The organism is Enterocloster lavalensis (assembly GCF_046603895.1).
Classification (GTDB): Bacteria; Bacillota; Clostridia; order Lachnospirales; family Lachnospiraceae; genus Enterocloster; species Enterocloster lavalensis.
In genome coordinates, this window is record NZ_CP176637.1 from 4,708,804 (window position 1) to 4,733,243 (window position 24,440).

The window sequence follows — 24,440 nt, forward strand, 5'->3', positions numbered from 1 at the left end:
GGAGGAACAACATTTGAAGGATAACAGATTGAAACGCGGGGCCATGGCGGTGGGCGCGGTGGGCATGAGCTTATTCATGACGGCTGCATTTCCCATGAGCGCCCTGGCGGGCAGCCCGGAATTCGCCTACACCCAGGAGAAATGGGCCGCGCTGCGGGACAATGTGATGGAATATGAGGAGTTAAATGACCTGATTCACGAGTACAACGCCACGGTGCTGAACAACCGGGCGGAGTACGACGACTACCGGGGCAAGAGCAGCGACCGTTTCAAGAACGATTACGCGGACACGGTTCAGGACCTCTACGACGCCAGCGACAAGATGTTGGAAAATGTGGACGAGGACCAGCCGGGATACGCCAGCGCCCTGGCCGGGTCCATTTCCACCCGCATTCAGGCCCAGCGTATGCAGGAGACGGCGGACTCGGAAAATATGGACGGCGGTATTAAAAAGCTGGAGTACGACCGCCAGGAGGCGGAGCTGGTGCGCACGGCTCAGACGAAGATGAACCAGTATTGGCAGAAGGTGAAAAACAGGCAGAGTCTGGAAGCCTCTTTAAGCCTGGCCCAGGCGCGTGAGAGCGCCGCGGCCGTGCGGGTGCAGGCGGGGATGGAGCCCCAGGCGCGTCTGATGGAGGCTCAGGAGGCGGTGCAGTCTGCCCAGGCGTCCATTCAGGCAAGCGATCAGGAGATGGACACGGTCCGCAGGGAGCTGTGTCTGCTCACGGGCTGGAGCTACGACGCATCGCCGGAAATCCGGGAAATACCGGTGACCCGCACGGTGGATCTGGGAGCCATTGATTTGGAAGGCGACAAGCAGCGGGCCGTGGAGCAGAACTATGCCCTGCGGGCGGCTAAAGGAAAGATGAACAACACCAATTACGGTACGGTTCAGAATAAAGTGCTGCAGGTCAATGTGGGCGAGGCGGAGCAGAAGATCAAGACGGATGTGGAAAACCGTTACCAGAACCTGAAGCAGGCCCAGTCGGACCAGGATCAGGCGGCTGCGGAGCTGGCGCTGGAACAGAGAAATCTGGACGCGGCCAGCCGGAAGCTGGAAAACGGATCGATTAAACGCAACGAATACCTGGAGATACAGGATGGATACGCTGCCAAGGCGGCTGCGGAGCAGGTGAGCGCTTTAAAGCTGACCCAGGCCCAGGAGGATTACTGGTGGGCCGTGAACGGGCTGGCGGACGCGGGGAGCCTGTAGACGGTTGGGATTGACGGGAGTTGAGGGATGGATCATGGATAGAAGATTGGCTGAAAATGAAAGACAACTGAATCAGAGATGTGAAACCATGCCTGGCATGCCCGCGTCCAGCGGTTGGCGGCTGGACTGTGAAGGCCGGGAAATGCAGGGCGGAGAGGCCCTGGGACGGCGGAGCAGAAAGGCTTTGGGACGGCAGGGCAGACAGATCCCGGGACGGCAGGGCAGCGCACTGAAAAAGGCTGCTGCCTTGGTATTGGCCGCCTCTCTGGCCCTGGGGGGCGCGATAACGTCCCTGGCAGAGGAGGCAGGAACGGCCGCTGGTTCCCAGCAGATTGAATACGCGGATTTAGAGCAGCTGATCAAGGGAGCTAATCCCGAGGTGCAGGCCAAGCGGGCTGATCTGGACCACTGGGTGGGCGAGTACGAGGCCGCCCGGGATGAGATCATGGAAAACCGCGCCAGGCTGCGGGAGGACGCGAGGGAGCTGAAGGACGACGGGGACCTGGAGGGGTCCAGGCATTATCTGGAACAGGCGAAAATGTTAAAGGAATCCGCCGATCAGCTGGATAAGCAGATCCGTTCTCTCAACAGCGCTTCCAACACCATGGATATCCGTCAGACCGAGGACACCGCGATCCTGGCGGCCCAGGACGTGATGGGGACCTGGCACAGCCTGAGTCTGGACCGGGAAAGCGCCGGGGCAAAGCTTGAGGCCGCGTCCTACAAGAAGGAAAAGCTGGAGCGCCAGCTGGCGGAGGGTATGGTTACCCAGGCCGATGTGGATCAGGCGGAGAAGGATCGGATGGCGGCCCTGGGCAAGGCAGAAGCCCTGGACGGGGAGTTGAAGCAGATGAAGCGGGAGCTGTGTCTGCTCACCGGCCATACCTATGACGCCGCGGTTGAGATTGGCGCGCTGCCTGCCGCCGACCTGGAACGGGCGGGCGCGCTGGACCTGGAGGCGGATAAACAGACGGCCTGGGGAAACAGTTATGAGCTGCGCAGCCAGCGTCATAGCGGGTTTTCCGGGACTAATAAGGAGAGGCACAGCAGGGATCGGTCTGTGGAGGCTGCGGAACAGGGGATGTATACGCGCCTTACTTCTCTGTATGGCCAGGTGCAGACTGCGAAAACTTCCTGTGAGGCGGGGCGGACGGCGCTGGCGGGGGCGGAGATGGATTGGAAGGCGATATCACACAAGCATGAGTTGGGGATGATCAGCCAGGAAGAATATCTGACCGCGAAGGTGGCTTATATGGAAGCAAGGGCGGCCGCGGGGAGAGCGGAGATTGAGATGCTGGGGGCGCTGAACCGGTATGATTGGGCGGTGAAGGGGTTGACGTTGGAGTAGGACGGAAAGGTACGTCCAGGCCGCGGGAGGCGGTACGGAGACGGGTTCCAGAGGGCCATGCTACTAAGGCTCCGGCAGCACAAAAGGAAGGGTACCGAGGACATTCACACCGTATTCCTGAAGGAATACGCTGTTCAGGTCCTCTCAAAAGCTTGCTTTGAGGCAAGCTTTTGCCCCTTCCTTTTGTGCTGCCGGAGACTAAGTAGCATTGGCCCTCTTCCACACGCCTCCGTCCCGCCTCCCACGGCCTGGACTGGCGTTTCCGGGCGTTAGGGAGGGGGAAAAGGATATTTTATTCCACCCGAATCATCCGATACCCCACCCCCACATGGGTCTGTATGTACCGTGGCTGGCTGGGGTCGGCCTCTATTTTTTTGCGCAGCGAAGCCATGAACACCCGCAGGGAGGCCACGTCGCCTTCCCAGGAGCTGCCCCAGATTTCCTTGGTGATGAAGGAGTGGGTCAGGACTTTGCCTACGTGGCGGGCCAGGAGGCAGAGGAGTTTGTACTCGAAGGGGGTCAGGTGCAGTTCGTTTCCGTCCAGGGAGGCGCAGCCAGCGGCGAAATCGATGGTGAGGCCGCCGTTGGTGAAGATTGCGTTTTCTGCTTCTGTGGAGGCGGAGAGGTACTGGAGGCGGCGCAGGGTTGCGCGCAGCCTGGCGGTCAGTTCCTCCACGGAGAAGGGTTTGGTTAAGTAGTCGTCGGCCCCGGCGTCCAGCGCCTCGATTTTGTCCCGGTCCTCGCTGCGGGCGCTGATGACGATGATGGGCATCTGGGACCAGGTGCGCACCTTGGCGATCACCTGGACGCCGTCCATGTCGGGAAGTCCCAGGTCAAGCAACATAATATCAGGCTGCTGTGTGGCGGCGCTCAGGATGGCCTGGGCGCCGTTTTCAGCGGTGTGGTAGCGGTAACCTTCCATTTCCAGGGTGGTGGAGATCAGGTTTTTGATGGCTTTGTCGTCCTCGACGATCAGAATCTCCGGTTTATTCATGCAGGTCAACCTCCTCAATGGGTAATGTAAACTGAAAAACGCAGCCGTGGGGAATGCGGTCCGACACGGTGATCTGTCCGCCGTGGGCGGTGACGATGGAGCGGCAGAGGGCCAGTCCAAGGCCCATTCCGCGTTTGCTGTCCGCCGGTTTATTGGATGCGGTGTAGAACATATCAAACACCCGCTCTTTGGCGGAGTCCGGGATGCCAGGACCGTCGTCGGCGATCTCAACCACGGCGAAGTCCCCGCGGCGGAAGGCCCGGACCTGGATGTGGGAGCCGGGAGGCGTGTATTTAATGGCGTTGTCCACCAGGTTGATGATCACCTGGATGATCAGCCGGGAATCCATGCGGGCCAGGAGAAAGTCGCCCTCCTGGGTGACGGACAGGGTGTGCTCGCTGGCCTTGCGGTTGATGTGGCGCATGGCTTCGCCGATGACTTCCTCCAACAGCTCGCCTTCCATGTTCAGCTGCATGGTGCCGCCCTCCATGCGGGTGATGCTCAGCAGATTTTCCACCAGATTGATCAGCCACATGGAATCGTCATAGATGTCCTGGCAGACCTGCTTTTTGCGCGTCTCCGCCAGGTGGCCGGTGTCGTTTAAGAGAATACCGGCGTTGCCGGAAATGCTGGTCAGGGGCGTGCGCAGGTCGTGGGAGATGGAGCGCAGCAGATCGGCGCGCAGCTGCTGGGTCCGGGCGTTGGCCGCCTCTTCCTCACGAATGCGGCTTAAACGCTCTTTTTCCATGGCCATGGCGCATTCGCCCAGAATGGCCTGGATCAGGTTGTCCTCGAAGTCGTCGGGGCCGGAGCCGGAGAAGCGGACGCCGATGATCCCATAGAGGGAATCCGCGCCGCTAATGGGGCTGTAGCGGAAGGAGGTGCCGGGCAGGGTGTCCGTGAAAGCGCCGGTCTGTTTTTGCTGTAAACAGGCCGCCCGGGCCGCGGACCGTTCCTCCAGGGTGTCGGGGGAGGGACCTCTGCGCCCCTGGTCCGGTGTGGCCGTACAGAACAGTTCCGGGGCGCCGGGACCTTTTTCCCCTATCGGACAGAACAGGGTGTCGCGTTTCAACAGCTTGTTGAGCTGGGCGGCGGTGAGCCGCAGCAGGCCCTCGGCGCTGTTTTCCTGCTGAAGCAGTTGGTTGGTCTCCAGGAGCACTCCGGTGCGGTAGGCCGCCAGAGAGGCGATTCTCGCCTGGCGTTTGAAGCGGGCCGCAAAGGAGCTGGTGATGAAAGCGGAGATCAGCATGACCAGCAGTGTGAACTGGGTGTCAATGTCGTCGGCTTTGAAGGCGTACCGCGGCGTGGTGAATAGGAAATTGAATACCAGCACACAGACTGCGGAGGCCAGGAAACCGTATTCACGGCGGGACACGAATCCGGCGATGATGAGCACGGCTAATATGTCCAGGGTGATGATATTTGCCTCGGAAAATCCCAGCTTTTGCAGGATATCGCAGAACAGGGTGACGACTGCCAGCACTCCCAGAGTCCAGGCCAGATCCCTGCGGTTGATGAGCGGCGGCCGGAATTGGCCCACAAAGGCCGGAAGAGCCGGTTCCGCCGGGGAATTTTCTATGTTGCTGTCAAACATGGACAGGTCCTCCTATAATTGGTAATCCTCCGGAAGGGGAGGATGTGTATCCTGATGATAAGGGATACGTTTCCTTATTATACTTTGTCGTCAACCGTAGGTTGGCGATAAGAGATACGTTTCCTTATTATACCATAATTTTCACCTCGCTGCCCCCCATCTTTATAAAATCTTTATGCTCCCTTTATCCCGATAATACTCCCTTAATGAGAAACATGGTATGGTGGTAGCAGAGAATGATAACGGGGAGGAATATTAATGAAATATATACGGAAACAGACACCGGCCAGGATTCTGGCGCTGGGGTTTCTGGCGGTGATCCTGCTGGGCTCATTTCTGCTCATGCTGACCTGCTCGGTCCGTCCCGGGGTTGATCTGCACTATGTGGACGCGCTGTTTACGTCCACCAGCGCGGTCTGCGTGACGGGGCTGATCGCCGTGGATACGGCGGATACCTACACGGCCTTCGGCCAGGCGGTTGTGGCCGCGCTGATCCAGATCGGCGGCCTGGGCGTGACCTCAGTGGGAGTTGGTTTTATCCTGGCTATGGGCAAGCGGGTGAATTTAAAGGAACGGCTGCTGATCCGGGAGGCAATGAACCTGGATTCCGGCCGGGGGCTGGTGAGCCTGGTTAAAAATATTCTCAAGGTGACGCTGGTTTTCGAACTGGCGGGCGCGGTTTTAAGCTTTCTGGTGTTCCGGCGGGATTATCCCTTTGTACACGCTGTGGGAATCAGCCTGTTCCACTCCATCGCGGCCTTTAACAACTCGGGCTTCGACATTCTGGGCGGACTTAAAAATCTGTCCGGCTACCGGGACAACGTGCTGCTCAACCTGACTACCGCGGGCCTGATTACCTTTGGCGGTTTGGGCTTTCTGGTGATTATGGACATTGTGCGCAAGCGCTCCTTTAAAAAGCTGTGCCTGCACTCCAAAGCGGTGATCACCACCAGCGCCATCCTGCTGGTGGTCGGAACCGTGTTGATCCGCATGACGGAACAGATCACCTGGCTGGGCGCGTTTTTTACCAGCGTTTCCGCCAGAACCGCAGGATTTTCTACATTTTCCCTGGGAAACTTTACCAACGCAGGGCTTCTGACAGTGACGGTGTTAATGTTTATCGGGGCATCCCCGGGGTCTACCGGCGGCGGTATCAAGACCAGCACGCTGTTTACCCTGTTCCATACGATCCGGGGAGCGGCTACCAATGGGGAGCCGAGGGCATTTTACTATCAGATTCCGCAGGAGGCATTTTACAAGGCGGCGGTGGTGAGCACGTTGTCGATGCTGGTGGTCTGCGCAGGTTCCTTTGCCATGTGCGTGCTGGAGCCGGGGCTGGGATTTATGGATATTCTGTTTGAGATCACATCCGCGTTCGGCACGGTGGGCTTATCCACGGGGATCACCACGGGATTGGGGCCGGCGGCTAAGCTTTTGGAGGTCGCGGTCATGTACATCGGGCGGCTGGGGCCGCTGACCATCGCGTCGATCTGGATTTACAAACCACGGACATCGGTTTCTTATCCAAAAGGGACTATTTCAATCGGATAATATCAATAATTGGATTATAAAGGGAGGTATTTATTATGTTTGGAAAACAGAGACAGGAGGACGCAACGTCCTATGGAATTATCGGAATGGGAAGGTTTGGCAGCGCCCTGGCCTGCACCCTGGCGGAGGCTGGAAAGGAAATTCTGGTGCTGGATCAGGATGAGGAGAAGGTCAGGCGGATGCGCAGCTATACGGAGCACGCCTATGTGGTGCGGGATCTCCAGAAGGAGACGCTGCAGGAGACGGGAATTCAGAACTGCGATCAGGTGATTGTGTGCATCGGCGACAAGGTAGACGTGAGCATTCTGACTACACTGAACGTGATTAATCTGGGCGTGCCCCACGTGGTGGCGAAGGCCAACAGTCCGGAGCAGGGCGAGATTTTAAAGAAGATCGGCGCGGAGGTGGTGTACCCGGAGCGGGACATGGCGATCCGCCTGGCCAAACGGCTGATCTCCGGCCGGGTGTTCAACCTGTTCGAGCTGGATGAGCGCACGGATATCTCGGAGCTTAAGATGAGCGGCGTGCTGGCGGGACAGACGGTGGAGAAAGCCAGCCTGCGCCAGCGCTACGGGGTCAACATTATCGCCATCAGCCACAGTGGCCAGCTGACCACGGACGTGCGGCCGGACTATGTGCTGAAACAGGAGGATTCCCTGGTGGTGATCGGGGACCGGCAGAAAATACGGCAGCTGGGGGACGATTTGGTGGGATAGGATGTATCAGACAAGATACGGTGGACCGGGCTGTCAGGATATGATAAAATAATGGTCAAGGTGGGGATATCGAATCCTTACGAATCTGAAATGTCGTGTGCAACATTTTGGGGAAAGGGACCATAAATGAGCTGGGATGTATTGCTGATCAGAACAAAAACGAACCGTGAATCCATGGACGAGATAAAAAGTGAGAATATCATTCCGTTCAGCCAGGCGGAAATAGCCCATGAGATCGGGAAGCTTGCGGCAGAGCTTGGCGCAGTCTGCGATTGCCAGGATTTGTCATGGCAGAATCTTGACAGCGACGTCTGGTCCATTGAGTTCAATATTGGGAAAAATGCGGAGACAGAGTCGGTTATGCTGCATATCAGAGGCGGCGAGCCGAAGGAGGTGTTGGCCCTTCTGCCGGTGGACTTGAACGCCCGGCTGATCGATTGCAGCACAGGGGAATTCATCAGGCCGGGCGAAGCGACTTCATTTGAGCAGTGGAGGGCGTATCGCGATCAGATTTTAGGGCGGAATGAGATGTAATTGGTGGAAAATGAGTGGAGAATGGGTTATACTAAATTGTGAGAGCAGACGGTATGTGATTATTGCAATTTCTGATTGATAAACGATGAGGTGAGTTTATGCCATTGCCGAAACAAAAGGATTATACAATCGAAGATATTTATGCTTTACCCGATGGGGAGCGGGCGGAGTTGATTGACGGCCAGATTTATTATATGGCCCCTCCGACCAGGACGCACCAACGGATTGTAACAGAATTGACTGTTGTAATCCATGAGTATATTAAAAAGAATCATGGTAAATGTGAAGTGAACGTATCACCCTTTGCGGTTTTTTTGGATTCGCTGAAGGATAAAACACAAAATTATGTTGAACCGGACATTTCGGTTATCTGTGATAATGAAAAACTGGACGATAAAGGATGCCATGGATCGCCGGACTGGGTAATCGAGGTGGTATCGCCTTCCAGCAGAAGGCTGGACTATGGACGGAAACAGGCGCTTTATTTGGAAAATGCCGTAAAGGAATACTGGGTGGTTGATGCGGCACGCCAGACTGTGACGGTATACAATCTGATGGATGATTGGATACCCTCTATATACGGATTTGCTGATAAAGTGAGGGCCGGACTGTTTGAGGGGTTAGAGATCGACTTTACAGAAATAAAAAAATTTGTTGGCGGCGAGTAGCGTTTGTTTGGATAGTATTGGAATACTGTAGAAAACTTGATCCGGCCCACCGGTTGTACGGGCGCTGCGGATATGATAAAATATGGGGGAGGCAAAGGCTTCCCAAAACTGGGATTCGCTTCTCAATTTGGAGGCGGCAGGCACTGCTGATTGAAATGGTGCCTGCCGCCTTTTGCCGAGTGTAATGGGCCGCAGGCGGAGTCTGCGGGCGATTGCCGAGCGGGAATAAAGGCCGGACTACTGGCCACTGACTGATCGATAGGAGCGTCTATGGAAGAAAAACAGAAAAAACGCTGGAAATTCTGGCGGTTTGCCCTGCTGGCGGCGGTGCTTCTGACCGCGGCTGGGGCCGTCTACGGCTACTGCGGATATAAAGGGTACATTTTGCTGAACCACCCCTCCCGCCTGCGCTACCCGGTGCGCGGGGTGGACGTGTCCCATTACCAGGGGGATATCGACTGGAGCGCTTTTGAGCGCCAGGGCATCGAGTTCGCCTACATCAAGGCCACAGAGGGCAGCGGCATGGTGGACGACCGGTTTTGGGAGAACTGGGACAAGGCCAGGGAGGCGGGGATCAAGGCCGGGGCCTACCACTTTTTCAGCTTTGACAGTCCGGCCCAGAGGCAGTTCGAAAACTTCGTCAGGGCGGTTCCCGCGTACCGGGAGATGCTGCCGCCCACCGTGGACTTTGAGTTTTACGGGGACAAAAAAAATAACCCGCCGGACCCGGCGGCCACCCGGGAGCAGCTGAGTATTTTGCTGGACAGCCTGGAGGCGCGGTACGGCGTGAAGCCGATGATCTACGCGGCCAGGGATACCTGGGAGCTTTATCTGAAAGGGCATTTTGACGAGTACCCGCTCTGGATCCGCAGCATTGTGACCCGGCCCCGTATTGGCGGGAATAAATGGACCATCTGGCAGTATGCCAACCGGGGCCGTCTGGAGGGGTATACCGGTGGAGAGAAGTTTATCGACTTAAACGCCTTCTGCGGCAGCCGGGAGGCCTGGGAGGAGTGGTCCGGGAGTTACAGCCGGGCAATGGACGCCAGGGGGACTCTGGCGGAAATGGACGGCTTCGGCCTGCTGATATCTAAGGACCATCAGATTGTACGGCAGAACGGCAGGATGATCGTAACCCGGGAGTTGTCAAAGGATTCCTACCGGATGCAGCGGCTGAAAATTTCCAGCCACCCCATCCCGGATGATTTGGGGGAGCTTCCGCTGCAGCGCAGCGCCTGGTGCCTGAAAATGGGAATGGACCTGACGTCCGGCCTGCCCATGCGGGTGAGCCGTTATCCGATGCCCGGCGGGGATATGGCCTATCGGGCCGTGGACATCCGCAGCGGGGACTGGGCGACCGCGCAGATCGTGTGGTTTTTCTTCGGCAGGGATCGGATTTACGCAGTGGAGGAGGCCGACACGACGGACAACGGGGAGGTCATGACATTTTCAAAGATGATCCGCCAGGGCCGGGTATTTCTGGACGGCAAAACAGTGTTGATTGACGAGGAAAATGCACCCGGCGTGCTTTGGCAGGAGACGGTTGGCGGAGACGGTGCGCTGCGGCCGGATACGAAAAAGCGTGGAGACGGCGCTCCGCGGCCGGAGACGAAGGCGCGCGAAAACAACCTCCTCTGGCTGGAAACAGAGGCGCGCGGGGATGGCGGCCTTGAACTGCGCATTTACAGCGAAAATGGGCTGGCGGCCGCTCAGCCGGTCAACACATTTTCCTGTGGGAGCAGGGATGTGAGGGTCTGGGTAGACAAGGATGTAAACTTTGACGGATATCATGATATCCAGATTATGGAAGGCGACACCTGGCATATCTACCTCTGGGACCCGGAGCAGGGGCAGTTCAGGCAGGAGCTGGACTACGGCCCGATGCTGCGCCCGGAGACGGACGCGGGATTTTCACTGGACAGCGAACAGGAGCGGGTGAAACTGCACTACAATGACCGCAACGGTTTCAACGGAAATGGGGCCGCGCTGGCAGAATGGCGCGGGGACCGCCTGATGCTGCTCAGGATGATGGAATTCCCTCCGTCCCCTGGCGACGATCCAGACCGCGCATTTCCAGTGCGGGTGGTGGATTTCCCGGAGGGGCGGGAGCTTGACGGTCCGTTTTACAGCGATGAACCCGGCGGGGGACAAATGCTATTCGAGGCGCAGTGGACGAAGGAGGAGTACGAGGAAAAACGCGAGGCGGTTGAGGCGGTTTTCTACAGGGATCTGCCGTTTAAGGGGGATTTTGCGCGCAGTCTGTGGGCCGGGGATGTGTTTTACGATCAGAGCCGGATACCGGAATCTTTCCGGAACTATTTAAAGTCCGCTATGGAGGCGGGAAATGAGAAAGAAGCGCTGCTTGCGATCCGGGAGTCTGTGGAGCTGACGCCACCCCAGGTGAAAGCGCTGGCCGCAGAGAATCCCGACCTGGATTGGTGGGTGCGGGAGATTGCATCCAGCCCGGACGGAGCGGCGGTATTTGTGGAGGCGGACGGCGACGGGGATGGGATCGGGGATATTTCCGCAGAAATTTACCTGGGCGGCACCGGCGGTTTCACCCAGTTCGTGTTTTTTAAAGGGCAGGGGGACGGGAGTTACCGGGAGACCAGCATTACAGCCACGTGAAGGAGGAATTTGCCTATGTGAGCTGGGAGGGCAGGTCCTATCTGGTCAGGACCGGTTACGATTACGGGGCCAAGTTGTACGACGGGTTTTCCGTCTACGCCTACGAGGACGGAAAACGGGCCGGGGCACTGCGGCTGGCCCTGGAGCCGGAGGGATTTTCCGTGGAAACGGAGGAGGCCCGGCCTGGATATGAGGCGATGGCGGAGAAGATTTCCGCTGCGGGCCTTTCCGCGGCCCTGGACACCGGGGCGTGGCCCTACGAGCCGAAGGTGACGCTGGGAAGCGGGGAGACGGAGGTTGGAGAGGGGATTTATTCCAGCGACGTGTTCAACACCGGGGAGCCGGTGGAGTATGATAAGTACAACTGGTATTCCAGCAACATGTACACCCGGGACGGCGTGGCGAGCAGCCTATTTGCGAAACTTCCGCCCATCCAGTGGTCGGATTTTACCGGTGACGTGGTGATGTTCTGGGTGGAGGCGGCGGAGGACAAAAATGTGATCTGCTTTCTGGAGCGGGACGGACTGATGGATTACGCGGTCAGCGGCTGGCGGTATGAGGGCGAACAGGCGGAGAACGTGTTCCGGGTAAAATGGACGGGCGTTCGCAGCATAAAGGAGCAGCCGTTGCAGGAAAGAAGCGGTGTGTGACGGCGGGAAGGAGATTGGATCGGTGATCTATTTTACGTCGGATTTGCATTTTTTCAATCGGAAAGCCCTGAGCGTTGGGCAACGGGTGTTCGGGAGCGCGCAGGAGCGGCAGGAATTTCTGGTGCGGCAGTGGAATAGCACGGTGGGGCCGGAGGACGAGGTCTATCTGCTGGGAGATAGTTCCGATGGGAAGGGTGAGGAGACCGGGCGGCTGCTTGGGAGCCTGAACGGCCGGAAATATCTGTTGATCGGCAACAATGAGCGGTATTTGGAAGATCCGGCCTTTGACGTCTCGGTTTTCCAGTGGCGCAGGCAGTATTTTGAGCTGAAGGCGATGGGAACCAAGTTCATTTTGTTTCATTTTCCCATTGAAGTGTGGACCGGGTACAAGAAGGACCGGATTCATTTGCACGGGCATCTGCACCGGGTGAAGCCGGTCTGGGAGCCGATCCGGCGCTATGAGGTGGGGGTGGACGCCCACGACGGCAGGCCCGTGTCCATTGAGGAGATTTGGGAGGCGGTGAAGGACCTGCACAATATGGACCGGACGGTGGAAGGCGTGTGGTGAGTCATGGCGGGCCGAAAGGGGGAGACTTATGAGGTAAGGAATAGCGGGCTGCCATTATTGGTGCCCGCCGTTTTTGCGCAGAAGATGATCAACTGAATGTTTCATTTGTCATTTATAATTCCACTTTATTCATCCGTACATTTATCATCGGTTTAAGAGTATCTACCAGCCTTGCACATACGCTCAAATTTGGAACCTCATCCCGCAGGATAAATGTCCTGAACCTTCCCTGGTTATCGTCATATGAGATAATTGCATAGCATTTTACATCTCGTTTTATTGTTGTTCTAAGCGTCGTGCCATCAACTGCTCCGCTTACGCCGAATATTCCGTCAGCCGCACTATTTTCAAAATATTGTTGCTCATTTATGTCTAGTTGAAAGTCAACGTTACGAATTTTCTTTATACCAAGCGAAAATTCATTGCCTCCGCACTCAATCACCAGGCGGCTTGGATTTAATATCACATTGCATATACAATTTTTAGGTGCATTCAATCCTCCGATATGGATAATACGGTTATATCGGCTGATTCCTTCTGCTCGGTCTTTTTGCCTTTGCTTCCGTTCAATTATTTTTATTTTACTGGTAATAATTACCATACAAATACAAAATACTAAAAATGCACCTGATACTCCCAATACTAAGGCGCCAAAAATAATGGTACTGATATTTTCACCAGCTTTATTGATACTGTTTAATGCAAATCCAATCATTACCGTCACGATTCCCCAGATAACAAAAGCGGTTCTACAACCACCTTGCTTTTTTTTCATTCCGCCATCACCTCAGCTTGTCCATACCACCCGCCCTCAGGCGGTTTGATAACCCCATTCTCCTTCTGATTGAATGATATGGGGAGCTTGTTTCCTTCCGCTTATAAATTCTGTTTTAAAATCGGCTGTGCCCTCATCGTTCATCGCAGCCTTTATGATTATTATATATATTATCATCTCTCCTTTGTCTTTACAAGAGCGCATTTTAGCTCTCTGCCCCGTACCGTGCATCAGAAAAAATCACATGCCACAAGTATTTCCGTGTGGCACTTACATATCAGAAGTTCCCGATACGTGAAAAAATCTTGTTTCCATGACCATGTTAGGATAAAATAAATGTAATAAGTACGAGAGGGCTCCGATACATGGAAAATGAACCCTGCTGACTTAGATATCTGCCGCTTTTCGGGCAGGATTATGGAGGAGAGAACCGGATGGATGAAAAACAATATTTGAGTGTGGACGGAAACTCAGCCTCAGGGGACGTGGAAGCTTTGGTGAGAGAGCGGGTGCACAGCCTGTATTATGACCGGGATGTGAACTGCGCAAGGACCACGATGCTCTGCCTGGGGGAGTTGCTGGGATTTCACATCGAGGAGCAGACCTATGCGGCGGCGGTTGGGATGCACGGCGCAGGCGGTTTCCGGGCGCAGTGCGGCCTGGTGGAGGGAGCGCTGATGATGCTGGGCGCGTATTTCGGCGCTAAGGGAGTTGCAGACGGAGAGCGCGTGGACATGTGCAGGCGGTTCGCCGGACAGTTCAGGTCGCGGTTCGGATCGCTGCGCTGTCTGGAGCTGAGGCCGGGCGGATTTAACGAGTGGGATCCGCCGCATTTGTGCGAGGAGCTGACGGTGAAGAGCATTTTGTTTGTTTATGAGTTTATGGCGGAGGAGGAGCGGCGTCTGGAGGGCGCGAACCGGTAGAATCATACTGAGGAGGAAAAACGGAATATGATAAAGGAAATTTTATTGCTGGGAAATCCGGCGCTTTACGAGATCAGCGAGGTCGTCCGGGAGGAGGAGCTGCCGGAGATGGAGGCTTTGGAGCGGGACCTGCACGATACTATGATGGAGTTCCGGCGGATTTATCAGGCGGGCCGGGCCATCGCGGCGCCGCAGATCGGAGTGAAAAAACGGGTGCTCTATATGAACGTTGGGGAACCGGTGCTGTTGATCAACCCAGTGCTGGAGTTCCCGGACGGGGAGATGATGGAGGTGATGGACGACTGCATGTCATTTCCGGGTCTGTTGGTGAAGGTGGACCGCTACCGCCGCTGCCGGATTCATTACAAGGACCGGAGCTGGCAGGACAAGGAAATGGAGCTGGAGGGGGATTTGTCGGAGCTGCTTCAGCACGAGTATGACCACCTGGACGGAATCCTGGCGACTATGCGGGCCAAGGACAGCAGGGCGTTTTATATGAAAAATTAAAAATAACTCCGGTGTAGTGTGATATTGTATGAACACGTGATACATGCCGAAACAATTAGCGAGGTCTTTCACGAGCTTCCTGTTTATGGTACAATAGGGACACTATACTGGAGTTTTTGCTGCGCCCGGCCCATTTCCGGCGGCCGGGGCGCGAGGCCGGAAGGCGGGAGGACGAAGAGATGAACCACTCAGGAACCATAAGACTGGAAACGAAGCGGCTGGTGCTGCGCCCCTTTGTGATAGAGGACGCTCCGGCCATGTACCGGAACTGGGCCAATGATCCCCAGGTGACCAGATTTCTGACCTGGACGCCCCATGAGAACGTGGATGAGACAAAAAGGATCCTTTCTGAATGGATCGCCCAGTACCAGAACCTGGACTATTACTGTTGGGGCATCGCGTTTCGGGAGGACGAGGGAAATGTGATCGGAAATATCAGCGTTGTCAGGCAGGACCCGAGTGTGGACAGCGTCATCATCGGCTACTGCCTGGGGCGCAGATTTTGGGGGCAGGGTCTGATGCCGGAGGCATTTTCCGAGGTGATCCGCTTTTTCTTCGAGGTGGAGAAAGCCGGGCGGATTCAGGCAGACCACGACACGAATAATCCCAATTCCGGAAAGGTGATGGAAAAATGCGGCCTCCGGCAGGAAGGAATCCTGCGCCGCGGCGGGCGGAACTGCCAGGGGATTTGCGACGAGTGTATCCATGGGATGGTGGCGGAGGATTATGCGGAGCTGATCAAACATAGGGGCGAATGAGGAGACGGAAACACCTGCCCGGTACGCGGACCAGGTAATATGTTTGGGTCAATGAGAAAAGAGGGATGAGAGATGAATGTGTGTTTGAAGGCGGCAGTCCCTGAGGACAAGGAACCGATGAGAAACCTGCTGGAAAAGTACCTGTATGAGTTTTCGGAGTGGGAAGGCCAGGATGTGGACTGTAACGGGCTTTATGGATATCCGTATCTGGACGCCTATTGGACGGATGAAAAACGATATCCGTTTCTGATCCTGGTGGACGGGAAGCTGGCTGGCTTTGCAATGGTGAATTGTTATCCGATTGTGGATACGGAGGCGGATTATACCATGGCGGAGTTTTTTGTGATGCGAAAATACCGGAAGCGCGGAGTGGGGCGGCAGGCGGCGTTTCAGCTGTTCGGCCGTTTCCCGGGCAAGTGGCAGCTGAAGTATTATCTGGAAAATAAGGCTTCTTCCGTATTTTGGAACCGGATTGTGGGAGAGTACACCGGCAGGGCATATGAGCGCCTTCAGGGCAGCCTGAAGGAAGCGGGAGCGGATGCAGCGCGGACGGTGGTGCTGCTGTTTGAGTGTGGGGAAGCGCGCAATGGCTGATTGCAGAGGGCGGCTTTACCGATATGGCGACATTTTTGATCACAGGGGTACGGACAGCCTGTTTTTGGGGGCGGTCCGCGACAATGTGCGCTTTCATCAGAAATACAATCCGGCATACCGGCGGATGCTGAAGGCGGAGGGATTTTCCGCAAACAGCCTGGAGCGGGTCGAAGATCTGCACCGTATCCCGCCGATTCCCACCGCATTTTTCAAGCGCCACACGCTTTGGACCATGGATCCGGGCTGTCTGGCGGTACGGGCCACCTCCTCTGGCACCGGGGGACTGGTGAGCCGGATTGGCCTGGAGTGGGCGGCTCTGGCCCGGGGAGCCGCTATGGCGGCAGGGCTGGGGAAGGCCCGGGGGCTGTTTTCGCCTGTGCCTGCCAATTATATTGTGCTGGGGTACGAGCCGCACCGGGAGAATCAGACCGCTATCTCCAAAACCCAGAGGGCCAGCCTGCTGTACGCGCCGCCCTTCCAGGTGAAGTATGCGTTGAAACGCGGAGCCGGTGGGTATCGGCCGGATTTTCCAGGGGTGAAACGGGCGCTGGAACGGTATGCGGGGCAGAAGGTTCCGGTGCGGCTGGTGGGATTTCCGGCGTATCTTTATTTTCTTCTGTTAGAGCTCAAGCGCGAGGGGCTGCGGTTCCGGTTTCCGGCCGGCTCCATGGTACTGCTGGGAGGCGGATGGAAACAGTTTTACCGGGAACAGCCGGAGAAGGAGGTTGTTTACCGCCTGCTAAAGGAGGTGCTGGGTATAGGGGAGGAGAGCTGCCGGGAGTTTTACGGAGCGGTGGAACATCCTTCGATGTACTGCGACTGTGGGCGGCACCATTTTCATGTGCCGGTTTACAGCAGGGTGATCATCCGGGACGTGGACACGCTGCGGCCGCTGGGATTTGGGCGGCCGGGGTTGGTGAATCTGATTACGCCTATCGCGGACAGCATGCCCCTTGTCAGCGTGATGACGGACGATTTGGGGATTTTGTATCCGGGGGAGTCCTGCGGCTGCGGCAATCAGGCGCCTTATTTTGAGATTCTGGGGCGGGCGGGGCTTTCGGAGATTCGAACCTGCGCGGCCGGGGCGGAGAAAATTCTGGAAGGGGGCTGAGGGCTATGCGATACGAGGTGTTGAAGGCACGGCTGGCCTGCACATTGGCTGGGCCAACCTTGGAGGCGGAGACGGTGATCGGGGCTTGTGATATTCTGGCGCGGGAGATTCTGGACGGGAAGTATGACCGGATGCTGGAAATGGTTTTGGGGGTGGGGATGGATCGGGGGCAGGGCGCAGATGTGGTTATGGCCCAGGGCGCAGATTCGGTTATGGCTCAAGGCGCAGATTCGGTTATGGCCCAGGGCGCAGATTCGGTTATGGCCCAGGGCGCAGATTCGGTTATGGCCCAGGGCGCAGACGCGGTTATGGCCCAGGGCACAGATTCGGTCACGGCTCAGGGTGCAGATTCGGTCACGGCTCAAGGCGCAGATTCGGTCACGGCTCAGGGCGCAGATTCCGTCATAGCCCAGGCCCGGCGCGCCGCCCGTTTCCTCAGCCGTCCCTGGCTGGAAGAGCGGCTGCGCTGGGAACTTCCGCCCTCGCCGGAGGGCGTGCGCTGCTATCCTCTGGGCGTGCTGCTCCACATCGGGGCGGGGAATATGGAGGGGCTTCCGGCTTACAGCGTGGTGGAAGGACTTTTGGCCGGCAATATCAATCTGCTGAAGCTGCCGGAACATGACAACGGAATTTCCAGTTTCCTCCTGCGCAGGCTGGCGATCATTGAACCAAAGCTGAGGCCCTATCTGTACGTGTTCCGCATCTCCTCGACCGACCGGGCCGCCATGAAGCGTCTGGCCGGTCTGGCGGACGGCGTCGTAGTCTGGGGCGGGGACGGGGCGGTTCGGGGAGTCCGGGAGTTGGCCGGGCCGTCGGTAAAGCTGATCGAGTGGGGGCACAAAATCAGCTTTGCCTATGCGACGCTTAAGGGCGTCCGGGGGCAGGACGGCGGACGGCAGCTGCGCCTGCTGGCCCGGCATATGCTGGACACCGGGCAGGTTCTGTGCAGCTCCTGCCAGGGGATTTACCTGGAGACCAAAGATGAAACGGAATTGGAAGAATTTTCTAAATACTTTTTGGAAATTCTGGAATCGGAGGCCCTTCTCCGTCCGTCCGCCGACATTGGCGCGCGGGCCAGGAATACCTTGCGGGTACAGTGCAGCAGCCTGGAGGCGTCCGCCTACGGGGGAAAGCATGTATTTTCCGGCACGCGTACCAGCGTGACATTGAAGAATGATCCCCGCCCCGAGGTCTCGCTGATGTACGGTAACTGCTGGGTGAAGTCTCTTCCAAAGCCGGATATTCTGCCGGTCCTGCGGGATAACAGCGGCTATCTCCAGACCGTCGCGCTGATTTGCGGGGAGGAGGAGCGGGAAATGCTCGCCCACCTGTTCTGGCGGGCCGGAGCGGTGCGGGTGTGCTCCGCCGGGGACATGAGCGGACTGCCGGAGCACGGCTTCCAGCCCCATGACGGGGAATTCCCGCTGCGGCGCTATTCAAAATATGTGACCTGACGGAGGTATGAGGAAATGGACATTGTGAGACGGGGCTATGTGCCGCAGGACGCGGTGGAGTTCGGGCCAAAGTACCGGGATTTCATGGAGCGGGCGGCGGTGGAGGTGGGGTTTCTGATTAACCGGGGCTACGACGTCAAATCCGCCAGCACCTTTGTGGGAAACCACTATATGCTTTCCGAGCGGCAGCGCATGGCGTTGGCTCGGATACTCTCCCCAGAGGATATGATTGAAAAACGCCGCCGGGCAGAGATCGGCCGCTTTTCCCCGCCTCAGGCGGTGGTGATCGACGGTTTCAACCTGATCGTGACCCTGGAAGTGGCATTTTCCGGCTCCCTGCTCATCGGCGGGGCCGACAGCACGGTGCGGGACCTGGCGGGATTGCGGGGAACCTACCGCATCGTAGACAAGACGGAGCTGGCCGTTTCCGCCATGTTCCGCTATATGGGGGAAAATGGGATCAGGGCGGCGAAAATTTACCTGGATCAGCCCGTCTCCAATTCCGGCCGCCTTGCGGCTCTGATCCGGGAGCGTGGCGTGGCGGCGGGCGTTGAGACGGAGGTGGAGCTGCGCCCTGACGTGGACCGTACGCTCTATGGCCGGGAGGCGGTGGTCACCACGGACGCGATTATTCTTAATCACTGTCTCAGCTGGTACAATATGGCGCGCTGGATTATCGAGGAGTATGTGCCGGACGCCTGGATTTACCGGCTGGGGCGTCCAGTATAGGAGGAAATGCGGGACGTCCGGCGCGGGCGGAAATGTGAAGTGGGGGAAACAGGGCAGGCTTGAGTCTGGGCGGGATATAATTGGCCCGCCGGAAAACGCCGGCTGTTTCACACGCGGCCATTTCCACCTGTCCGCCATCAATAAAATTTTCAAGGAGGCCTTCCATGAAACCATCTAAAGGCGATCAAATAAAAGTGATACACAAAGAAGACAGTTTTTCCGAGGATTACCAGAACGGCGATATTTTCACCGTGGAGGACACCTGGTACGGCGGCGTGCAGGTGAAAACCGCCCTGGGTCTGCCCCTGGCGTTAAGCGAGTCCGAGTACGAGCCGTACTGTGAAACGCCGCAGGCCAGCTTGCCGGAAGGGGAGTTTGTGGGGAAAATCGCCGTGGTCACCGGCGGCGTCCGCGGCATCGGAAAGACGATCTGCGAGGAATTCCGCAAGGCCGGGGCCGTCGTCTGTATTCTGGATAAGGAAGAAAATGGGTATTTTACCGGCGATCTGGCTGAGGAATCGGTTTTGCGGGCATTTTCCGAGAAGGTGATCCGGGACTACGGCCGGGTGGATTTCCTGATCAATAACGCCATGCTGACCAGGGGTGGCCTGCCGGATTGCAGCTACGAGGATTTCAACTATGTCCTGCGGGTGGGCGTGGCGGCCCCCTACATGCTGACCCGGCTGTTCCAGGAGCATTTCGGGGAAAATGGGTCGGTGGTGAATATTTCCTCCTCCCGGGACCGCATGAGCCAGCCGGGGACGGAGAGCTACACCGCGGCCAAGGGCGGAATCCACGCCCTGACCCACGCCATGGCGGTGAGCCTGGCGGGCCGGGTGCGGGTCAACTCCATCTCGCCGGGGTGGATTGACACGGATTTTAAGGAATATCACGGGCCGGATGCATTTCAGCAGCCCGCGGGGCGGGTGGGAAATCCGCTGGATATCGCCAATATGGTTTTGTTTCTGTGCAGTCCAAAGGCGGGATTTATCAACGGGGAGAACATTTGCATCGACGGCGGCATGACACGGCAGATGATCTACCACGGGGATTTTGGCTGGAAGCTGGATGGGAATGGAACATGAGTCTGTGAGGAGGCGTGAAATATGCATATCAATGCCCTGTTCTGGCTGCTGCCCGCGGTGATCTGCGTGATGGCGGAGGTGTGGTTTGGCGTCCGCAGCCTGGGAAGAGATGAAACGGACCCGGACAGCTATGAGATACATGAACAGTGGTTTGTGCTGGTGTTGGGGATTGTCTGCACGGCGGGAGCCATTGCCCTGGGGGCTGCGGCTGCATGTTCGGACCTGCTGGAGGGGGAGGGACCGGTGGTGGAAATGATGGTCGCAGTGGTGTATCTGCTTCTGCTGTCCGGTGGAACGTATTGTGTGGAAAGCTATTTTGCCAGGAGGGTGACGGTGACCCGCCAGAGCGTGACCTACCGGAACATGGCCGGAGTCCGGGGCGTCTGGTATCTGGATCAGGTTTACCGGGTGGAGACGGGGATAGAGACGGCCTACGGCAGCACCATCCGGGCCCTGGGAGCGGACGGGAAGGTACTGTTCAAGGTGGAGACGAACATGAAAAATGCCGGGCGCTTTCTGAAGGATATGAAAAAATGCGGAAAGGCCGGATGAGCCGGAATTTTAAGAAGGAGAGCAGTATGATTTTATATTTCAGCGGAACAGGAAACAGCCGCTACGCAGCCCTGCGGCTGGGAGAACTGACCGGGGAGCCGGTGAATTCCATCAACCAGTGCTTAAAGGAGGGCGCGGCCATTGGGCTGCACTCGAAAAACAACTATGTCGTGGTGAGCCCGGTGTACGCGTGGCGGCTTCCGCGGGTGGTGGAGCGGTTCATCCGCCAGGCTTCATTTTCGGGAAATACCGGGATTTATTTTGTGCTGACCTGCGGCGACGACGTGGGGAATGCGGCAAAATACGCCCGCAGGCTCTGCGCGAAGAAAGGACTGCGGTTCTGCGGACTGGAGCCGCTGGTGATGCCGGAAAATTATATTACGATGTATCAGGCTCCGGGACGGGATGAGGCGGAACAGATCATCCGCCGGGCTGAACCGGAGCTGGAGCGGTTGGCGGGGATGATCCGGGAAGGGAAGCCGTTTCCCGGGCCGATGGTTACTTGGGGCGGCCGGGTGAAGAGCAGCATCGTGAACCGTCTGTTCTACCCGCTGTACGTGAACGCGAAGGGGTACTATGCGGCGGAGGGCTGCGTGGGCTGCGGCCGCTGCGTGAAGCTCTGTCCGCTGAACAATATCCGCCTGGAGGGCGGAAAGCCTGTCTGGGGCAGGAAATGCACCCAGTGTATGGCCTGCATCTGCGGGTGCCCGGCCCGGGCCGTGGAGTATGGAAAGCGGACTCAGGGGAAGGAGCGGTATTATCTGGCGGAGGATGGGACGTTGGAAGGAGCGGGGAACGGGAGGGAGTAGCCCATCGCCGGCCCGCTGCGGGCGGCTGATCCGGGGCTGCCCATACAGTATCATAAAGACAAATCCGAAAAGCTTTGTAGAATCAAGGGGTTGCGGTTTGTCTTTGTTTTTTCCAAGCTATATTTAATCCTAAAATTAAGTAAAAGTATGCTTCTAAAAAAGGCACTTGAAAAAATTAAGTGCCTCCTGTATAATCAAGATAGCAAGGTAATCAGATGCAAAATCTGATGCCCTCAGTATGTATAGTTGACTATAGAAATAGCATCCTAAACTTTGGACGGTAGAGGATGCTATTTCTTATTATGTTTATTGTCTATGTAAGACAACGCCGCAAAAATAACGAGTAACAGAGTTAAAACTTCCATTGTACTCATGGGCATCCCCCTTCTTCGTAAACTAGAGGGCAACATCATAATTTGGAATCCTTATTCCTTCTCTCTTGAAATACGTTTATTTTATACATGGATTCTTAATAAAGGAAAAGATACGGGGAAAGAAAATTTTGTTGTGGACTTGACATAAGGGCGGCGTAGATCGTACGCTGACCGGATGCGTGCCGGACCGTTGCCAAGCGCGCCAGCGTTCGGGCGAAGAATGCTCCCACGCGCGCCCACAGAAAGGAGGAACCACCAACGAAGGACAAAGAATACTACACCATCGGCGAGGTAGGAAAAATCTGTAACATTTCCGCCAAAGCGCTGCGTTACTACGACAAGATCGGGGTAATTTCCCCGGATTACATATGCGAGGAAAACGGTTACCGCTACTACAGCCGCAAGACGCTGCTGACGGTGCCGGTGATGAAATACTACAAGCAGATGGGCTTCAAACTGGAGGAGATGCAGGAGCTGTTAGGCGGCAACACCTACTACTACGTGCAGCAGAATTTCCGCAGCAAGATCGACGAGTTAAAGGCCCAGGAGCAGGAGATTCACGACAGCCTGGTGGCGGTGAAGGACTGGTACGAGCTGGTGCGGGAGGCGCAGATGGTGATCCGCAACGATATCCGGGACATTTCCGTGAAGTTCATGAGCCAGGAATTCTTTTGCTTCATGGATCAGGAGTTCGCCTACGAGTACATGGACTCCATCATCAACATTCCCTGGACTAATTACCTGGAGGAGATCGGCCAGAAGATCACCGGGCCGGTGATCCTGCGGTTCCCCTCCCTGGAAGAGAAAATGAAGGGGAACTGCGCCCGGGCCCGCATCATGCAGCGGGCGGTGCTGCCGGACGAGAAGAATCCGGGACAGACCGTTGTGGATGGCGGGATGGCGGTCAGCGTCTACCACATCGGCAGCCACGAGACCATTGACCAGGAGTATGAGCGGATTCTGGAATGGGCCGGAAAACGGGGCTACCAGTGCGGCCCGGAGTGCTATGAGCGCTATGTGGTGGACTACTGGACCACCCGGGAACCGGCGGAATTTGTGACCGAGGTGATCGTGCCGGTGACAAAGGCGGCGGAGGCCGGAAACATTCCACTATAGTGGAAGGATTTAACTGTAAAAAAATGGAATGGCCGGGACGAAGTGCGGTGGAACAGCCGATTTTTCGTCCCGGCCGCTCTTTTTTTCGCCCGTTTTCCCCACGGCGGACGGCCTTTACAAAGGCCTTGACATTCCACATAACGGGAAGGTTTATACTGGAACTATCAAACCAAAAGGGGGAAACAGGGGACATGCAAAAGGATGAGCTGTATTCAATCGGGGAGGTCAGCCGGATCTGCAACATTTCCAAAAAGGCGCTGCGCTTTTACGACCAGCTGGGGGTGGTCAGGCCGGATATGGTGTGCCGGGAGAACGGCTACCGCTATTACAGCCGGGAGACGCTTTTGACGGTGCCGGTGCTGAAATATTACAAGCAGATGGGCTTTAAGCTGGAGGAGATGCAGGGGCTGGTGGGCGGAAACGGCTACTATTTCCTGAAGCAGAATTTTCTGGACAAAATCGACGAGCTGAAGGAGCTGGAACAGTCGATCCACAACAGCTTTGTGTCGGTGAAGGAGTGGTACGAGCTGATCCGGGAGGCCCAGATGGTGGTACAGAATCCGGAGCAGGAGATTTCCGTCAAATACATACAGCCGGTGGAGTGCTGCTACCTGGAACAGGATTTCAGCTACCGCTATATGGATTCCATCATCAACATCGAGTGGGTGAATTACCTGGAGAGCGTGGAGAACGAGATTTCCGGGCCCGTAATCCTGAAATTTCCGTCCTATGAGGACAAAATGAACGGGACCTGCACCCGGGCGGGCATTTTGCAGAAGGCGGTATGGCCCTTCAAGCCGGGCACGGGGCGCACGGTGTATGGCGGGATCATGGCGGCCAGCGTCTACCATGTGGGGTCGTTTGAGACCATCGGGGAGGAGTACGGCCGTATCCGGGACTGGGCGGCGGCCAGGGGCTATGTCTGCGGCCCGGAGTGTTACGAGCGGTATGTGGTGGACTACTGGACCACCCGGGAACCGGTGGAATTCGTCACCGAGGTGGTGGTGCCGATTGTCAGGGAGGAGACCCGCTCCCTAAAAGCTTCCCCTTAGGGGAAAGCCTTTCCGGCCGGAACAGCGGAAAATTCCACAGGCAGCACCCTGAATATCAGGGGCGGCAGAGGGGAAATACAGTCGAAAAGAGGCGGACGCCCATGTGCTCCCCTCTTTTTTTGTGCCCAAATCTATGG

At 56.8% G+C, this 24,440-nt stretch carries 24 protein-coding genes; 21 read left to right on the plus strand and 3 right to left on the minus strand.

The window, feature by feature from the left end; genetic code table 11:
* The first annotated feature begins 13 nt into the window (after nucleotides 1–13).
* Complete coding sequence (locus ACK2JC_RS21055; RefSeq protein ID WP_320936226.1) at nucleotides 14–1,213, plus strand: TolC family protein; 1,200 nt, start codon at nucleotides 14–16, stop codon at nucleotides 1,211–1,213.
* Nucleotides 1,214–1,247: 34 nt separating this feature from the next.
* Entirely contained in the window at nucleotides 1,248–2,561 is a 1,314-nt protein-coding gene (locus ACK2JC_RS21060; protein WP_320936225.1) for a TolC family protein, read from the plus strand.
* Between the two features lie 292 nt (nucleotides 2,562–2,853).
* On the opposite strand, the gene ACK2JC_RS21065 is transcribed toward ACK2JC_RS21060, so the two are convergent.
* Nucleotides 2,854–3,555: a response regulator gene (locus ACK2JC_RS21065; RefSeq protein WP_092366403.1), complete on the minus strand. Its 702-nt coding sequence runs from the start codon at nucleotides 3,553–3,555 to the stop codon at nucleotides 2,854–2,856.
* Nucleotides 3,548–5,149, minus strand: coding sequence for an ATP-binding protein (locus ACK2JC_RS21070; protein ID WP_368271193.1), 1,602 nt, complete (start codon nucleotides 5,147–5,149; stop codon nucleotides 3,548–3,550). The genes ACK2JC_RS21065 and ACK2JC_RS21070 overlap by 8 nt, the downstream gene beginning before the upstream one ends.
* A 258-nt stretch (nucleotides 5,150–5,407) precedes the next feature.
* Here ACK2JC_RS21070 and ACK2JC_RS21075 point away from each other — a divergent pair, with 258 nt between their 5' ends.
* The 7 genes from ACK2JC_RS21075 (at nucleotide 5,408) to ACK2JC_RS21105 (ending at nucleotide 12,464) form a co-directional block, all read left to right on the plus strand.
* Complete coding sequence (locus tag ACK2JC_RS21075; RefSeq protein WP_368271192.1) at nucleotides 5,408–6,700, plus strand: TrkH family potassium uptake protein; 1,293 nt, start codon at nucleotides 5,408–5,410, stop codon at nucleotides 6,698–6,700.
* Between the two features lie 35 nt (nucleotides 6,701–6,735).
* Nucleotides 6,736–7,416, plus strand: a complete 681-nt coding sequence (locus ACK2JC_RS21080) for a potassium channel family protein (protein WP_092366394.1) — start codon at nucleotides 6,736–6,738, stop codon at nucleotides 7,414–7,416.
* 126 nt (nucleotides 7,417–7,542) lie between these two features.
* Nucleotides 7,543–7,950, plus strand: a complete 408-nt coding sequence (locus tag ACK2JC_RS21085; RefSeq protein WP_276950573.1) for a hypothetical protein — start codon at nucleotides 7,543–7,545, stop codon at nucleotides 7,948–7,950.
* Nucleotides 7,951–8,048: 98 nt separating this feature from the next.
* Entirely contained in the window at nucleotides 8,049–8,618 is a 570-nt protein-coding gene (locus ACK2JC_RS21090) for a Uma2 family endonuclease (RefSeq protein WP_302325643.1), read from the plus strand.
* Nucleotides 8,619–8,888: 270 nt separating this feature from the next.
* On the plus strand, nucleotides 8,889–11,246 hold the full coding sequence (locus ACK2JC_RS21095; RefSeq protein ID WP_368271191.1) for a GH25 family lysozyme: 2,358 nt from the start codon (nucleotides 8,889–8,891) through the stop codon (nucleotides 11,244–11,246).
* Nucleotides 11,247–11,263: 17 nt separating this feature from the next.
* Nucleotides 11,264–11,896, plus strand: coding sequence for a hypothetical protein (locus tag ACK2JC_RS21100; protein WP_368271190.1), 633 nt, complete (start codon nucleotides 11,264–11,266; stop codon nucleotides 11,894–11,896).
* A gap of 22 nt (nucleotides 11,897–11,918) precedes the next feature.
* Nucleotides 11,919–12,464: a hydrolase gene (locus ACK2JC_RS21105; RefSeq protein ID WP_320936221.1), complete on the plus strand. Its 546-nt coding sequence runs from the start codon at nucleotides 11,919–11,921 to the stop codon at nucleotides 12,462–12,464.
* Nucleotides 12,465–12,576: 112 nt separating this feature from the next.
* Here ACK2JC_RS21105 and ACK2JC_RS21110 read toward each other — a convergent pair whose 3' ends face one another.
* Nucleotides 12,577–13,239 (minus strand): hypothetical protein, encoded by a 663-nt coding sequence (locus ACK2JC_RS21110; protein WP_320936220.1) that lies wholly within the window; start codon nucleotides 13,237–13,239, stop codon nucleotides 12,577–12,579.
* A gap of 434 nt (nucleotides 13,240–13,673) precedes the next feature.
* On the opposite strand from ACK2JC_RS21110, the gene ACK2JC_RS21115 reads away from it, so the two are divergent.
* The 12 genes from ACK2JC_RS21115 (at nucleotide 13,674) to ACK2JC_RS21170 (ending at nucleotide 24,303) form a co-directional block, all read left to right on the plus strand.
* The gene (locus ACK2JC_RS21115; protein WP_320936219.1) at nucleotides 13,674–14,162 is read left to right on the plus strand and encodes a C-GCAxxG-C-C family protein; all 489 of its coding nucleotides are present in this window, start codon (nucleotides 13,674–13,676) and stop codon (nucleotides 14,160–14,162) included.
* A 27-nt stretch (nucleotides 14,163–14,189) separates the two neighbouring features.
* Entirely contained in the window at nucleotides 14,190–14,669 is a 480-nt protein-coding gene (locus ACK2JC_RS21120) for a peptide deformylase (RefSeq protein WP_118757526.1), read from the plus strand.
* Nucleotides 14,670–14,848: 179 nt separating this feature from the next.
* Complete coding sequence (locus ACK2JC_RS21125) at nucleotides 14,849–15,427, plus strand: GNAT family N-acetyltransferase (RefSeq protein WP_320936218.1); 579 nt, start codon at nucleotides 14,849–14,851, stop codon at nucleotides 15,425–15,427.
* A 72-nt stretch (nucleotides 15,428–15,499) separates the two neighbouring features.
* A complete protein-coding gene (locus tag ACK2JC_RS21130) occupies nucleotides 15,500–16,021 on the plus strand; it encodes a GNAT family N-acetyltransferase (RefSeq protein ID WP_092366365.1) in 522 nt (173 codons plus the stop codon).
* Nucleotides 16,014–17,132 (plus strand): acyl-protein synthetase, encoded by a 1,119-nt coding sequence (locus ACK2JC_RS21135; protein WP_320936217.1) that lies wholly within the window; start codon nucleotides 16,014–16,016, stop codon nucleotides 17,130–17,132. Before ACK2JC_RS21130 ends, ACK2JC_RS21135 begins: the two co-directional genes overlap by 8 nt.
* A gap of 5 nt (nucleotides 17,133–17,137) precedes the next feature.
* Entirely contained in the window at nucleotides 17,138–18,586 is a 1,449-nt protein-coding gene (locus ACK2JC_RS21140) for an acyl-CoA reductase (RefSeq protein ID WP_368271189.1), read from the plus strand.
* A 15-nt stretch (nucleotides 18,587–18,601) separates the two neighbouring features.
* Nucleotides 18,602–19,315, plus strand: coding sequence for a DUF434 domain-containing protein (locus tag ACK2JC_RS21145; RefSeq protein WP_368271188.1), 714 nt, complete (start codon nucleotides 18,602–18,604; stop codon nucleotides 19,313–19,315).
* A 164-nt stretch (nucleotides 19,316–19,479) separates the two neighbouring features.
* On the plus strand, nucleotides 19,480–20,400 hold the full coding sequence (locus tag ACK2JC_RS21150; protein WP_368271187.1) for an SDR family oxidoreductase: 921 nt from the start codon (nucleotides 19,480–19,482) through the stop codon (nucleotides 20,398–20,400).
* Between the two features lie 21 nt (nucleotides 20,401–20,421).
* Entirely contained in the window at nucleotides 20,422–20,952 is a 531-nt protein-coding gene (locus ACK2JC_RS21155) for a hypothetical protein (protein WP_368271186.1), read from the plus strand.
* 26 nt (nucleotides 20,953–20,978) lie between these two features.
* Entirely contained in the window at nucleotides 20,979–21,761 is a 783-nt protein-coding gene (locus ACK2JC_RS21160; protein WP_368271185.1) for an EFR1 family ferrodoxin, read from the plus strand.
* Between the two features lie 656 nt (nucleotides 21,762–22,417).
* Nucleotides 22,418–23,251 carry a MerR family transcriptional regulator gene (locus ACK2JC_RS21165; RefSeq protein ID WP_411338524.1) on the plus strand — a complete coding sequence of 278 codons (834 nt, stop codon included), beginning with the start codon at nucleotides 22,418–22,420 and terminating at the stop codon, nucleotides 23,249–23,251.
* A gap of 191 nt (nucleotides 23,252–23,442) precedes the next feature.
* The gene (locus tag ACK2JC_RS21170; protein WP_368271184.1) at nucleotides 23,443–24,303 is read left to right on the plus strand and encodes a MerR family transcriptional regulator; all 861 of its coding nucleotides are present in this window, start codon (nucleotides 23,443–23,445) and stop codon (nucleotides 24,301–24,303) included.
* The last annotated feature ends 137 nt before the right edge of the window (nucleotides 24,304–24,440 follow it).